This is a genomic window from Arthrobacter sp. SPT-J7 (assembly GCF_059089965.1).
In genome coordinates, this window is record NZ_JBNHFF010000089.1 from 1 (window position 1) to 12,232 (window position 12,232).

13 protein-coding genes and 1 riboswitch are annotated in these 12,232 nt (G+C 65.7%); of the genes, 5 read left to right on the forward strand and 8 right to left on the reverse strand.

The features are described 5' to 3' along the window. From AC5RWX_RS24355 to thiE, 4 genes are all read right to left on the reverse strand, one after another. Positions 1 to 731: DNA-methyltransferase (locus AC5RWX_RS24355; protein WP_494098862.1), on the reverse strand; the 731-nt coding region annotated here is incomplete at its 3' end. An 8-nt stretch (positions 732 to 739) separates the two neighbouring features. Next, a complete protein-coding gene (locus tag AC5RWX_RS24360) occupies positions 740 to 2,455 on the reverse strand; it encodes a DEAD/DEAH box helicase (protein WP_494098863.1) in 1,716 nt (571 codons plus the stop codon). A gap of 288 nt (positions 2,456 to 2,743) precedes the next feature. After that, entirely contained in the window at positions 2,744 to 4,231 is a 1,488-nt protein-coding gene (locus AC5RWX_RS24365; protein WP_494098864.1) for an RNB domain-containing ribonuclease, read from the reverse strand. A gap of 122 nt (positions 4,232 to 4,353) precedes the next feature. Continuing rightward, complete coding sequence (gene thiE / locus AC5RWX_RS24370) at positions 4,354 to 5,091, reverse strand: thiamine phosphate synthase (protein ID WP_494098865.1); 738 nt, start codon at positions 5,089 to 5,091, stop codon at positions 4,354 to 4,356. Positions 5,092 to 5,118: 27 nt separating this feature from the next. Further along, positions 5,119 to 5,237, forward strand: a riboswitch (TPP riboswitch). Here thiE and AC5RWX_RS24375 point away from each other — a divergent pair. The 4 genes from AC5RWX_RS24375 to AC5RWX_RS24390 all read left to right on the forward strand — a co-directional run bounded on the left by AC5RWX_RS24375 (position 5,230) and on the right by AC5RWX_RS24390 (position 8,018). Next, entirely contained in the window at positions 5,230 to 6,588 is a 1,359-nt protein-coding gene (locus tag AC5RWX_RS24375; RefSeq protein ID WP_494098866.1) for an FAD-dependent oxidoreductase, read from the forward strand. It overlaps the preceding riboswitch by 8 nt. Beyond that, positions 6,585 to 6,821 carry a sulfur carrier protein ThiS gene (gene thiS, locus AC5RWX_RS24380; RefSeq protein WP_494098867.1) on the forward strand — a complete coding sequence of 79 codons (237 nt, stop codon included), beginning with the start codon at positions 6,585 to 6,587 and terminating at the stop codon, positions 6,819 to 6,821. Before AC5RWX_RS24375 ends, thiS begins: the two co-directional genes overlap by 4 nt. A gap of 4 nt (positions 6,822 to 6,825) precedes the next feature. Next, entirely contained in the window at positions 6,826 to 7,635 is an 810-nt protein-coding gene (locus AC5RWX_RS24385) for a thiazole synthase (protein ID WP_494098868.1), read from the forward strand. Positions 7,636 to 7,679: 44 nt separating this feature from the next. Then, on the forward strand, positions 7,680 to 8,018 hold the full coding sequence (locus tag AC5RWX_RS24390) for a 4a-hydroxytetrahydrobiopterin dehydratase (protein WP_494098869.1): 339 nt from the start codon (positions 7,680 to 7,682) through the stop codon (positions 8,016 to 8,018). Positions 8,019 to 8,106: 88 nt separating this feature from the next. Here AC5RWX_RS24390 and AC5RWX_RS24395 read toward each other — a convergent pair whose 3' ends face one another. From AC5RWX_RS24395 to AC5RWX_RS24405, 3 genes are read right to left on the reverse strand one after another with little or no spacing between them, the layout of a single operon-like run. Continuing rightward, positions 8,107 to 8,409: a hypothetical protein gene (locus tag AC5RWX_RS24395; RefSeq protein WP_494098870.1), complete on the reverse strand. Its 303-nt coding sequence runs from the start codon at positions 8,407 to 8,409 to the stop codon at positions 8,107 to 8,109. A 40-nt stretch (positions 8,410 to 8,449) separates the two neighbouring features. Further along, a complete protein-coding gene (locus AC5RWX_RS24400; protein WP_494098871.1) occupies positions 8,450 to 8,674 on the reverse strand; it encodes a DUF3107 domain-containing protein in 225 nt (74 codons plus the stop codon). Between the two features lie 51 nt (positions 8,675 to 8,725). Then, complete coding sequence (locus AC5RWX_RS24405; RefSeq protein ID WP_458781551.1) at positions 8,726 to 9,391, reverse strand: TetR/AcrR family transcriptional regulator; 666 nt, start codon at positions 9,389 to 9,391, stop codon at positions 8,726 to 8,728. Positions 9,392 to 9,475: 84 nt separating this feature from the next. Here AC5RWX_RS24405 and moeB point away from each other — a divergent pair, with 84 nt between their 5' ends. After that, on the forward strand, positions 9,476 to 10,675 hold the full coding sequence (moeB, locus tag AC5RWX_RS24410; RefSeq protein WP_494098872.1) for a molybdopterin-synthase adenylyltransferase MoeB: 1,200 nt from the start codon (positions 9,476 to 9,478) through the stop codon (positions 10,673 to 10,675). A 174-nt stretch (positions 10,676 to 10,849) separates the two neighbouring features. On the opposite strand, the gene AC5RWX_RS24415 is transcribed toward moeB, so the two are convergent. Beyond that, positions 10,850 to 12,169, reverse strand: coding sequence for a glutamyl-tRNA reductase (locus AC5RWX_RS24415; RefSeq protein ID WP_494098873.1), 1,320 nt, complete (start codon positions 12,167 to 12,169; stop codon positions 10,850 to 10,852). Positions 12,170 to 12,232: the final 63 nt, after the last annotated feature.

A 12,232-nucleotide genomic window follows, 5' to 3' on the forward strand; every position in this document is an offset into this window, starting at 1 on the left:
ACGAAGTCCAGGCACCACTCCCCTGGCCGGCTTGACGCTGCCACGACGCGCCGCACAAGCCCTTCGGGCTTTTGCGTGGGATAACCGGTCTTTTCCTTGCCGGTGGGGGAGACGATGGTGTGCCACCAGACGTCGGTGGGCAGCTTGCCCAGTTCGCGCTTGGCAGGCGTGACCAGCCCGGGCGCCATGTAGGGCTCTCGGTCCACCTCGGCGCTGTCGAAGTGGTACTTGGCCGGGTTCTTTACGTAGACCAGGATGTTGTCGTGCTTGGTGGGCCACCGGTTTTTGGCCCGCGCGCCGTAATCATAGGCCCAGATGATCTCATTCAGGAAGCATTCGCGGCCGAAGATCGAGTCGAGCATCACTTTGGCATAGTGCACTTCGCGGTAGTCCAGGTGCAGGTAGAGCGTGCCATCCTCTGCGAGCAGGCGCCAGGCCTCGACGAGCCGTGGTTCAAGGAAGGACCAGTAGTCGCTGAACGCGTCGTCGTAGCGGTGCAGCGCTCCCTTGATGGTGTCGTAGGAGCGTCCCTTGAAACCTACGCGGTCGCCCGTGCCCTCGGCGTTGGCCACCATGGTGGTCTGCTGGCGCCGCTGCGGCCTGCCGGTGTTGAACGGCGGGTCCACATATATCAGTGTGAAGGCGCCGTCCGGCAGCGAGGGGAGGAACTCCGCGTTGTCCGCGTGTACCACCAGGCTGCTGCCGTCCGGCGCCCAGACAGTGTCAGTCATTGAGGGGTTTAGGCCTCGGTGCTGCCAGGCTGTGCCGCTGTGTCGCTGCCGGCCACTACCTCGCCGTTGCGGCGTCGGGTGCGTGTACGCGAGCGGCGGGCACGCGAGGGCTGCTCGCCCTCTGATGCCGTGGAGGCCGCGGAGGGGGATTCGGCGGCAGCCGTGGGGGCTGCTGCGGAATCGGACGTACGACGGCGGCGTTCCCCGGTGCGGCCTGCCGAGTCACCGCTGCTGCGGCTGTCGTCGCGGTTTCCGCCCCTGCTGTCCCGGCCCCGGCTGCTGCGCTCCCGGCCGTCGCGTTCGCGCGAGGGGCTGCTGTCACGGCCGCCGCGGCCGTTCTTCTTGCCGGTTTCGCCCAAGTCCTCAAGTACCTCGGCGTCCACCCCGGCAAGGATGCGCTTGTCGCGCGGCAGGCGGCCCTTGGTTCCTTCAGGGATGTCCAGGTCCTCGTAGAGGTGCGGTGAGGAGGAGTAGGTCTCGATGGGCTCCGGAACGCTCAGGCCCAGGGCCTTGTTGATGAGGCTCCAGCGCGGCATGTCGTCCCAGTCCACGAAGGTCACTGCGGTGCCCTTGTTGCCGGCCCGGCCGGTGCGGCCCACGCGGTGCAGGTAGATCTTCTCGTCTTCCACGCACTGGTAGTTGATGACGTGGGTGACGTCGTCAACGTCGATGCCGCGCGCGGCGACGTCGGTGGCCACCAGGACGTCCACCTTGTTATTGCGGAAGGCACGCAGTGCCTGTTCACGGGCGCCCTGGCCCAGGTCGCCATGGATGGCGGCAGCTGCGAAGCCGCGGTCCACAAGCTCCTCGGCCACCTTGGCGGCGGTGCGCTTGGTCTTGGTGAAGATGATGGTGCGGCCGCGGCCACGCGCCTGGAGGATGCGGGCCACAACTTCGGTTTTGTCCATGCTGTGGGCACGGTAGATCAGCTGCCGGATATCGCGTTTGGTGAGGCCCTCGTCGTCCGGATCTGCGGCGCGGATGTGCGTGGGCTGCGTCATGTAGCGGCGGGCCATCGCAATGACGGGCCCGGGCATGGTGGCGGAGAACAGCAGGGTCTGTCGTACTGCCGGCGTACCGGCAATGAGGGTTTCCACGTCCGGCAGGAAGCCGAGGTCCAGCATCTCGTCAGCTTCGTCCAGGATGACGATTTTGACGTTCTTCAGGCTCAGGTGCTTCTGCTTGTACAGGTCGATGAGGCGCCCGGGAGTTCCCACCACGATCTCCACGCCCTTCTTCAGTGCCTCCACCTGCGGCTCGTAGGCACGGCCGCCGTAGATGGTGGTGATGCGGGCGTTGCGTTTGCGCGACGCCGTCTGCAGGTCATTGGCCACCTGCACGGCGAGTTCGCGCGTAGGTACGATAACAAGGGCCTGCGGGGCGCCGGGAACCGGAAGCTTGTCGTAGCCGGGGTCGTCCTGGCCCACCACCCGCTGGAGGGCGGGGATGCCGAAGCCGAGGGTCTTGCCGGTACCGGTCTTGGCCTGGCCGATGATGTCGTGGCCGGACAGGGCCACCGGCAGGGTCATGGCCTGGATGGGGAAGGGGTGGGTGATCCCGGCGTCGGCCAGGGATTCCACGATGTCCGCACGGACGTTGTAGTCGGCGAAGGACTTTTCGGCGATCTCGTGGGGCTTCTCGTCCGAGATGATGGTTTCTTCCGGCTCGATGGTCTCGGTGCCGGACTCGTCGGTCAGAAGCTGGTGGGTATGCAATTCACTCACTGTGGAGTTTCCTTATTCATTTGGGCAGTGGCGCTGCCTGCTCAACGGGCCGGCCGATGGGCTGTTCCGGAGCACGCTTGGGCGCACAAGCAATTCCAGTGGAAGCCGATCGCGGGCTATCTAAATGCTGGCACTGGTGACCAACGGGTGTATCTCAAGATCGCGTAGGGGCGGGCTTGTTGGTTTCAAATTAAGGAAATCAACGACCGGGCATCCATTTCTACTTCTCCAGTCTAGCCGCAGGCGGCCCAAATCCCGGCTTCCGCGGCCGGGCGGCCCTCTATGGCACTACTCTACGAGTTCGAAATGGACTTCCCGCGTCGCGATATCCGAGGAGACCAGGCGGACCCGGACCTTGGTTCCGGACACCAGTTCCCCCGCGCAGCGGGCGGTCACAGCGGGGTCTGCAATCTGGATGACCCCCGAACTGCCGTTCCCGTTGCCGTTCTTCCCGTTCCCGTTGCCGTTCTTCCCGTTCTCCTTTTGCGGCTTCGACCCGGTAATCACGATCGCATCGAATTCCTGTCCGATGTGGTTAACCAGCAGCGCAGCCTCCACGGTATCGAGGGCCATTCGCTCCATCCGTGATGCCAGCTGGTCGGACCCGGCCATGATCTCGGGGAGGGACTGAAGTGCCTCCCGTGCCCAGGCCGGTACGGCACCGCCGTTACTCAAGGCCTCGCAGATCACCAGGACAAAGCGGTCCACGAGGCGGCGCAGCGGAGCAGTGGTATGGGCATAGGCGGCGCCAATGGCGGACTGGACTGCGTCCTCCGGGACGGAACCGTCAAAGGCTGTGTAGGCAGCGCCGCGGAACAGCATGCCGGCTGAGTGCAGGATGGCCAGCTGACGGGGATCGGTGGAGTCGAGGCTGCGCAGGTATTCGCCGTAGCTGACCTCCCCGTCCCAGGGCTTGCCAAGGGCCTCTGTCTGCAGCCGGAAATGATTCAAGGAGCGCTCGTCCGGGGATGGCATGGTGCGCAGGATGCCCACCTTCCCCGCGAGCATGAGGCCGGCGGCTGCCATTCCTGTCATGAGGGATATCTGTGCGTTCCAATCCTCCACCGGAAGCTGGGGAGCGGCAGCAATGCGGTAGCCGCCGTCGGGAAGCTGGACAATCTCCTGTTCCGGCATATTCAGGCTGGCGCCGCCGCGGGCCCGTTCCAGGTCCACGCGCTTGAGCCCTACTTCCTTAAGGAGCTGCAGCACCGGCGAGGCGGTGCCGGCGTCAAGCTCCGCCTGCACCCCTTTATAACTGAGCTTCGCGCGGCTGCGCATCCGGGCCCGCTTCACGGCCACGGACGTCACCTCGGCTGAACTGTCCAGGCGGAAATCCCAGACGAACGCAGAACAGTCCTGGCCGGGGAGGAGGCTGCCCGCCTCTTCGCTGATCACTTCAGGATGCAGCGGGATCCGACCGTCGGGGGCGTAGAACGTCTGGCCACGGCGGCGTGTTTCCGCGTCCAGGGGGCCGCCGGGGGTCACAAATGCCGGCACATCGGCGATGGCGTACAGCACGTGGTAGCCGTCGCCGTCGGCTTCGATGAACAGTGCCTGGTCCAGGTCGGTGGACGAGGCCGGATCAATTGTGATGAATTCGACGCCGGTGAGGTCGTAAGCAGGGAACTCCAGGCATTCAACTGCCGCCTTCGCATCAGCCACTGCGTCCTCAGGGTAGGCGCCCGGCAGCTCCAGCTCCGTCCTCAGGGCACTCAGCGCTTCCTCAAGCGCGTTGTTGTGCTCGTGGACGTTGGGGGCCAGCCGATGGTGTGACACGAAAATCAGCCTAGCCGGAATCAGCGCCTTTATGCAGGCATCCGGGCCCGGAGCGGCGTTTGGCAGCGTCCCGCTTCAGTGGCCGCAGTCTCCCTGGCCGGGGACATGAGGGGCCGGCGGTATCAGGATTTGGGGGCATCCAGGACGGCGAGCAGTGCAGCGGCGGCGGCTGCGGGGTCGCTGGCCTCCGTGATCGCCCGGACCACCACAATCCTGCGTGCGCCTGCGTCCACCACCTGCTCCACATTGCCGTGGTCAATGCCGCCGATCGCGAACCAGGGAACACCGCCGTCGTCCTGTCCTTCCTGCTCCGCCAGCCGCGCAGCTTTGGCGGCATACTTCACCAGCTCCAGTCCCACAGCTGCCCGCCCCGGTTTGGTGGGGGTTGCCCACACCGGACCCACGCAGAAGTAGTCCAGACCGGCGGGGCCGGCGGCCGCACCGAGGGCCGCGTCCACCTGGTCCGGGGTGTGGCTGGACAGGCCAATGGCGGCGTTGCCATTGAGCAGGGTGCGTGCAGCGTCCAAAGGGAGGTCCTTTTGGCCGATGTGGAAGACGGGTGCCCCGGACAGCACCGCGATGTCGGCCCGGTCGTTGACAGCCCAGAGCCGGCCGTGCCGCTCTGCCGCTTCCTTGAGCACTGCCAGGAGTTCCAGCTCCTCTGCTGCCTCAATGGCCTTGTCCCGCAGCTGGATGATGTCCACGCCGCCGGCGAAGGCTGTGTCCACGAACTGGTCGAAGTCACCGCGGCCCCTGCGGGCGTCGGTGCAGAGGTAGAGGCGGGCGGCGTTGACGCCGTTGCTGATCTTGGCGCTGCTGAGGACATCGGTGCCGGCGGCAGGGGTTTGGGACACATTCATGGGGGAAAGCCTAGTTCCTCTACACTGGCCTCGTACTGCGGGAGCCCGCGGCAGCTGTCACAAAGCGCCGGGCTGAGAGGGCGTCAGAGCCGACCGCTTGACCTGATCCGGCTAATACCGGCGTAGGGAAGGAGACACATGGGTGCACCATCAGAGCACTTGACCGTTGACGCGGACAACACCATCCATGCTGATCTGGCGGTGATCGGCGGCGGAGTGATCGGCCACGGCATCGCGTGGGAGGCGAAGCGCTCCGGCCGTTCCGTGGTGGTGATCGACGACGCGCCGGGTTCGGGGGCCAGCTGGGCCGCCGCCGGCATGCTTGCCCCGGTGAGCGAGCTGCACTACCAGGAGGAGGATCTCCTGGAATTCATGCTGGATGCCTCGGCCCGCTGGCCGGCTTTTGCGGCCGGCCTTACCGCAGCGTCGGGAGCAGATCCGGGATACATCACGACGCCGACCCTCGCCGTGGGTGCCGACGCCGCCGACCGCCGCGCCCTGATGGACCTGCGCGCCGTCCAGCAGGCCAGTGGCCTTTCCGTAGAGCCGCTTACCGTCCGGGGTGCGCGAGAACGGGAACCCCTGCTCAGCCCGGGGATCGCCTGCGCCCTGGACACGCCGGCCGACCACCAGGTGGATCCAAGGCTGTTGGTTGACTGCCTGCAGGCCGCCTTGGCTGGCCATGGTACGAATGACGGCGGCGGGAACAGGTTTGCAGCCGCAGGGTGGGGCAGTGCAGCACCCGGCGCCGTCGGCGGGTATGCGGTACCGGGCAAGGCAGCCGGACTGCTGTGGCAGGACGGAGCTGTTGCCGGCGTGCGCCTGGCGGACGGGGGAACCGTGCTGGCGGCCGAAACGGTGGTGGCGAACGGGCTGCACGCAGCAGCTCTTGCAGGATTGCCCGATGAGCTGCTCCTGCCGTTGCGGCCTGTCTACGGGGACATCCTGCGCCTCGCAGTGCCCCGGCATCTGCAGCCCCTGGTGACGTCCACCGTGCGTGGACTGGTGCATGGCGTTCCGGTCTACATTGTTCCCCGCAGGGACGGCACGGTGGTGATCGGGGCAACCCAGCGTGAGGATGCGCTGTCCGGGGCGGACGCCGTTTCCGCCGGGGGTGTGTACCAGCTCCTCCGCGACGCGCAGGTACTGGTTCCCGCCGTCGCCGAACTCGAACTGCTGGAATGCACCGCCCGCGCCCGTCCCGGAACGCCCGACAACGCGCCCCTGCTGGGACGGGTTCCCGCCCCGGAGGCAGCGGCCAACGGGGAGCACGGGTACGTTTCCGGCTTGATCATCGCCACGGGGTTTTTCCGTCATGGCGTCCTGCTGACACCGGCCGCAGCCGCCGTCTGCCGGGACCTTCTGGACGGCCGCGAGGACCCCCGATGGGCGGCCTTCAGCCCGGGCCGCTTTTCCACCAAGGCGGGCGCCCGCCTAACCACCGGTTCAGCATCCAACCACTTCAGCCACACATCGCCCACAAAGGAAACCGCATGAACATCACCTTGAACGGAACCCGGCACTTTGTGCCTGAGGGTGCCTCCATCACCGTGCTCGTCAGCCAGGTCACCGGCCGCCCCCTGGCCGAAAACGGCCAGGCAACGGACGGCCAAAAGCTTGGTGTGGCCGTGGCCCACAATTCCGGGGTTGTACCGCGCAGCCAGTGGTTTACCACCGCGCTCGCGGACGGCGACGAGGTCGAACTCGTCACGGCAGTCCAGGGAGGTTGAGACCATGACCGAAACCAACACCACTCCACGTGTGGCGGGCTATGACGATCCGCTGGTCATTGACGGTGTCACGCTGACATCCCGGCTCATCATGGGCACTGGCGGAGCGCCCAGCCTTGACGGCCTTGGGGCTGCCCTCCTGGCCTCCGGCACCGGATTGACCACGGTGGCCATGCGGCGGTACTCCACCGCTGAGACGGGCTCGCTCTTCCAGTTGCTCGTAAACCACGGCATCCGGGTGCTGCCCAACACCGCAGGCTGCTTCACCGCCCGGGACGCCGTGCTGACGGCCGAACTGGCCCGGGAGGCACTGGAAACCGACTGGGTGAAGCTGGAGGTCATCGCTGACGAGCAGACGTTGCTGCCGGACGCCGTCGAACTGGTGGACGCCACGGAACAACTCGTCAACAAGGGCTTCAAGGTTTTTGCCTACACCAACGATGATCCCGTCCTCGCGCTGCGGCTTGAGAACCTCGGGGCCACCGCAGTCATGCCGCTCGGGGCGCCGATCGGCACGGGACTGGGCATCCTGAACCCGCACAACATTGAACTGATCGTTTCCCGCGCTTCGGTTCCGGTGGTTCTGGACGCCGGCATCGGTACCGCCTCGGATGCGGCGCTGGCCATGGAGCTGGGGTGCGACGCCGTGCTGCTGGCGACGGCGGTAACCCGGGCGCAGAATCCTGCCCTGATGGGGGAGGCCTTCAAACATGCGGTCATCGCCGGTAGGCTGGCGAAAGCGGCGGGCAGGATCCCGCGCCGCGAACATGCACTGGCGTCGTCGGCCATGGAGGGCCGGGCAGAGTTCCTGTAGCCCGCTCCCGGTGCCGTGGAAGCCAGCCGAGGCGAGGAGCAGTCATGGCCGGCAAGGACATTCTTTCGCCCGAGCGGCTCGAGGACGCACTGGCCGTCCTGACCGACTGGCGGTACAGCCAAGGTGCCTTGGTGACCGTGTACAAGATGCCGACCGCGGCTGCCGCACTTGAGCTGATTGCCGCCGTAGGGCGCCTTGCCGAGGAACAGAACCATCACCCGGACCTGGACTGGCGGTACAACCGGGTTTTCCTCCTGTACACCTCGCATGACGCCGGAGGAGAAGTCACTGCACGCGACGTGGGCGCGGCCGAGGCAGTAAGTGAAGCCGCCGCCGCGGTCCGCGCAGTTGCGGAGCCTGCGAAGCACCCCGCTGCCGCTTAAACAGCTGTGACCACTGCCCGAAAGGCAGTGGTCACAGCCGTGCTTGAATGCCGGGCGCGTGGTTCTGGTTAGGGGCCGTGGTTCCCGGCTAAAGCTTCAGCGCGGCAGTAAGCCGTTCCAGATCATGCCTGGCCCTCGTGCGGCCCAAGTAAAGGACCACTGCAACCGCCGCTGCTGAGCCCAACACCATGGGCAGGACCCAGGGTACCCAGGTCATGCCCGGCAGGTAGCCGAAGCCCGAAGCTATAAGGATGATCCAGGTGGCAGCTCCCACCCCCACGGCAACGCCGGCCGGCAGGACGGCGCCGTATTTCGTGTGCCGCTTGTCGTTGGCCCAGACGATGAAACCTGCGGCCGCTGTCACCAGCACCACAATCGTCAGCGAAAGCATGTTTCTCCTTGGAGTGCATGCCCCTTTGCGGGGCACGGGGCTAGAACTGGCCGAACCCTACGCGGCGCTGTTCCTCGGCGCCGATTTCGACGTAGGCCAGGGCCTTGCCGGGAACAATGATCAGGCGCCCCTTGTCATCCTTCAGTCGCAGTTCGCTGCCGGTGGTGATGGCTTCCTCTACAACCTTGGCTACGGAGTCTGCGTCCTGGACTGATTCCAGGACGATTTCGCGGCCAACATTCTGCACGCCGATCTTAATTTCCACAGGGGGCCTCCCAGCCGGTTCACGTTACTCGGGTTATGTCTTATTTGTAGTCTAGGACTCTTTGGGGAAGCGAGAGATTCCGCGCCAAGCTAAACGGTAGATGAGGTCGCTGGCCACATGGAGGTCCAGGTTCCCGTCGGTTTCGAGCCAGTACCGCGCGCTGACCTGCGCCATCCCGGCGAGCCCGCGGCCCAGGAGCTCTGCCTCCAGATGGGGAAGTTTGGTGTCCTCAGCGATCACGCGTGCAATAGCATCCGCGAAGGTCCGGTTGAAGGTCTCGAGCCGTGAGCTGACATCCGGATCGTTAATGAGGTCTGACTCGAAAACGAGCCGGTGGGCTTGGTCATCGTTGGCGATGAACTGGAAATAGGCCCGCATCACGGCCTGCACGCGTTCATCGTTGTCGGTGGTGGAGTTCAGCGCCCCCAGCATCAGATCCGTCAAGGATGCCAGGTGGCTTTCGAGCAGGGCCAGGTACAGTTCCCGCTTCGAGGGAAAGTGCTGGTACAGGACCGGTTTACTGACGTGGGCTGTCTCGGCGATTTCGTCCATCGCGGCGCCGTGATAACCGTTGGCAACGAAGACTTCCTGTGCTGCGGAAAGGAGTTGGGCGCGTCTCTCGTCCCGGGGAAGCCGGGCGGACCGTTGCCCGGCGGGGCGCGAGGCGGTTTGCGGTTCGGCTGCGGACGGGCGGTCAGCCCGTGCTTCATGGACCACAGTTGTCCTTCTTTCCCTTGCAGTTACCCCCACTCTACGTCGGGGTAATATGACCCGGCGGTATGCCGGGGCATACATTGAAGTATGGCTTCGACATTCACCGCAAATGTTTCGACTATTTCACTGCCTCCGCTGGTTGAACCGGCAGGTGCGCTCACTCCCGACGAGGTGGAGCGCTATTCGCGGCACCTCATCATTCCCGAGATCGGCGCACTGGGGCAGCGGAGGCTCAAGAACGCCAAAGTACTGGTCATCGGCGCCGGCGGGCTTGGGTCCCCGGCGCTGCTGTACCTTGCCGCCGCGGGTGTGGGTACGCTGGGGATCATCGACGACGACGCCGTTGATCTCAGCAACCTGCAGCGCCAGGTCATCCATGGGGTCGCTGACGTTGGACGTCCGAAAATCGAGTCGGCGCGTGACGCCATCGCCGCCCTCAACCCGCTGGTGGACGTCCGGCTGCACAATGTCCGGCTGGACGCTTCCAATGCCCTGGAGTTGTTCGCCGGCTACGACCTGATCCTGGACGGCGCCGATAACTTTGCCACCCGCTACCTGGTCAACGACGCTGCCGCCGTTCTAGGCAAGCCCTACGTCTGGGGCTCCATCTTCCGTTTCGACGGGCAGGTGAGCGTCTTCTGGGAGAAGCACGGGCCCACGTACCGGGACCTTTATCCTGAGGCGCCACCCGCAGGCTCCGTCCCTTCGTGCGGCGAGGGCGGGGTGTTCGGCATGCTCTGCGCTGCCGTGGGATCACTGATGGTGACTGAGGCAGTGAAGCTGATCACCGGCGTCGGGCGCTCTCTGCTGGGCAGGGTGGCCTTGTTCGACGCCCTGGGCGGCAGCTGGCGTGAAATCCGTGTCTCGAAGGATCCGGCGGCGGAGCCGATCACGGAGTTGACGGACTATGAGGCGTTCTGCGGCATCACGCCGGCGGCGCAGGCGGATACGGAACACACCGTCACGGCTACCCAGCTGGCCACCATGCTCGCGTCCAGGAAGGCCGGCCTCAAGGACTTTGAGCTGGTGGATGTGCGGGAAGCTGGGGAATACGACATTGTCAGGATCGACGGCGCCGTGCTCATCCCGCAGGGACGGATACTTGCCGGGGAAGCCTGGCAGGAACTGCCGCAGGACAAGGACATTGTGTTCCTGTGCAAGGCGGGGACCCGCTCGGCGAACGTCCTGGCAGCGGCTCGGAAAGCCGGCTATCAGCGGGTCAGCCATCTCGACGGCGGGATCCTCGCCTGGGTGCGCGAGGTGGAACCCAACAAACCCGTCTACTAAGGCCGGAGCGCCCTCCCCAACGCGCCATCACGTTCCGCACCTCTTTGAAGGACGCCCTCCCACTTACCGCACCTTCTTGAAGCACGCTCTCTCACTTACCTTGGAGGAGTGAGAGAGCGTGGGGAGAAAGAGCGCAGGAGATGGGGCGTTGCGCGGGAGGAGCCGCTGGGCCGGTTAGGCGCTTTCGCGGCCCTCGTGGTCCACCGGGCACTCAGCTTGGGAAACGGCGCGGGTTGCCGGCTGCTCCACGGTGATGCCGTAGAGGGCCTCAAGCGCGGCGACGTACTCGTCCTGCTGGCCGTTGGCGGCGAGCTCGCGGGCGCGCACGGTGGGAACGTGAAGCAGCTGCTTGACCATGCGCCGAAGTGCGAACTCCACTTCTTCAGCCGCCGCAGTGCAGCCGTGCCGGGCCCGGACCTTTTCCATCTCCGCATCCAGGACGTTCATGGTGTGCCGCCGCAGCGCAACGATAGCGGAATCCACGGACCGGGCCTCCCGCTCCTGCTCGAAGGCCTTGGCGGCGCCGCTGACGATGCCGCTTGCCTGGGCCAGTGATTCAGCCTGCTCCTGCGGTGCGGCGAGGCGCACGGATTCGAGGGTCAACAGCTCAACGCCTTCCAGCTCGCCCACGCCGGGGTCGAAATCATGGGTGAGGGCCAGGTCGATGGCAATCAGTGGCTGTGACGAATCTGCGCGCACGAGGGCGAGCTCGTCGGCTTCCACCCGGGTGTCCGAGCCACTGCAGCCGATCATCACGTCCGCGGCAGCGACGGCAGGACGGAGCGTTTCGGAGTCAAGGGCGGTGCCGCCGCGGGTGGCCACAAAGCCTTCGGCGCGGCCGGAGGAGGAAAAGACTGAAATGTCCGTGCAGCCCCGCTCACGGAGCAGCGCCATCGTGGCACCGGCGTAGGCGCCCGTGCCGAAGACCACCACCTTCTTCGTGGACCAGTCAGGGTCCTCGGAAAGATCAGTTGCCAGGTCCAGTGCCACCGACACGATGGACAGGCCCCGCGATCCGAGTGCAGTCTGGGCGCCGACGTCCTTGGCTGTTTTGGACGCGGCCTGGAACAGCCGGACGAGCCCGGAACTGGCAGTACCTTCGTGCTGGGCGGTGATGAGGGCCCGGCGGACCTGGCCCGCGATTTCGCGTTCACCGACGACGGCGGAATCCAGTCCGGCGCTGACGGCAAAGAGGTGCTGGCTTACTTCAGGGCCGGTGCGGGTGCTGAAGGAGCGGGAAACCAATGGTTCGCTGAGTCCGCTGACGTCGCTGATCTGGGCCACAAGCGCTGCGCGGGCGGCCTCAACGTCGTCCGCGTGGGACGCCTCGCCGTAGATTTCGTAGCGGTTGCAGGTGGCAAGGACAACCGCACCCGTCACAGCCGGCGATCCGGAGAGAGCGGATGTGGCGATCCCGGAGGCACCGTTGCTCAACTGAGCAACGGTCTCAAGATCGATGTCGGCGTGTGTAGCCACCAATGAAAAAAGAACCACAGCAGGTCAATCATAGCTTTTTCGTTCCTCGGTAGAACAACTGCCCGGGCCGGAACCCCCCGC

What these genes read in the sequence shown, in the direction of transcription:
- thiE (WP_494098865.1), bottom strand. Translation starts at nt 5,091, where the DNA reads ATGAATGTGTCCCAAACCCCTGCCGCCGGCACCGATGTCCTCAGCAGC.
- AC5RWX_RS24375 (WP_494098866.1), top strand. Translation starts at nt 5,230, where the DNA reads ATGGGTGCACCATCAGAGCACTTGACCGTTGACGCGGACAACACCATC.
- thiS (WP_494098867.1), top strand. Translation starts at nt 6,585, where the DNA reads ATGAACATCACCTTGAACGGAACCCGGCACTTTGTGCCTGAGGGTGCC.
- AC5RWX_RS24385 (WP_494098868.1), top strand. Translation starts at nt 6,826, where the DNA reads ATGACCGAAACCAACACCACTCCACGTGTGGCGGGCTATGACGATCCG.
- AC5RWX_RS24390 (WP_494098869.1), top strand. Translation starts at nt 7,680, where the DNA reads ATGGCCGGCAAGGACATTCTTTCGCCCGAGCGGCTCGAGGACGCACTG.
- AC5RWX_RS24395 (WP_494098870.1), bottom strand. Translation starts at nt 8,409, where the DNA reads ATGCTTTCGCTGACGATTGTGGTGCTGGTGACAGCGGCCGCAGGTTTC.
- moeB (WP_494098872.1), top strand. Translation starts at nt 9,476, where the DNA reads ATGGCTTCGACATTCACCGCAAATGTTTCGACTATTTCACTGCCTCCG.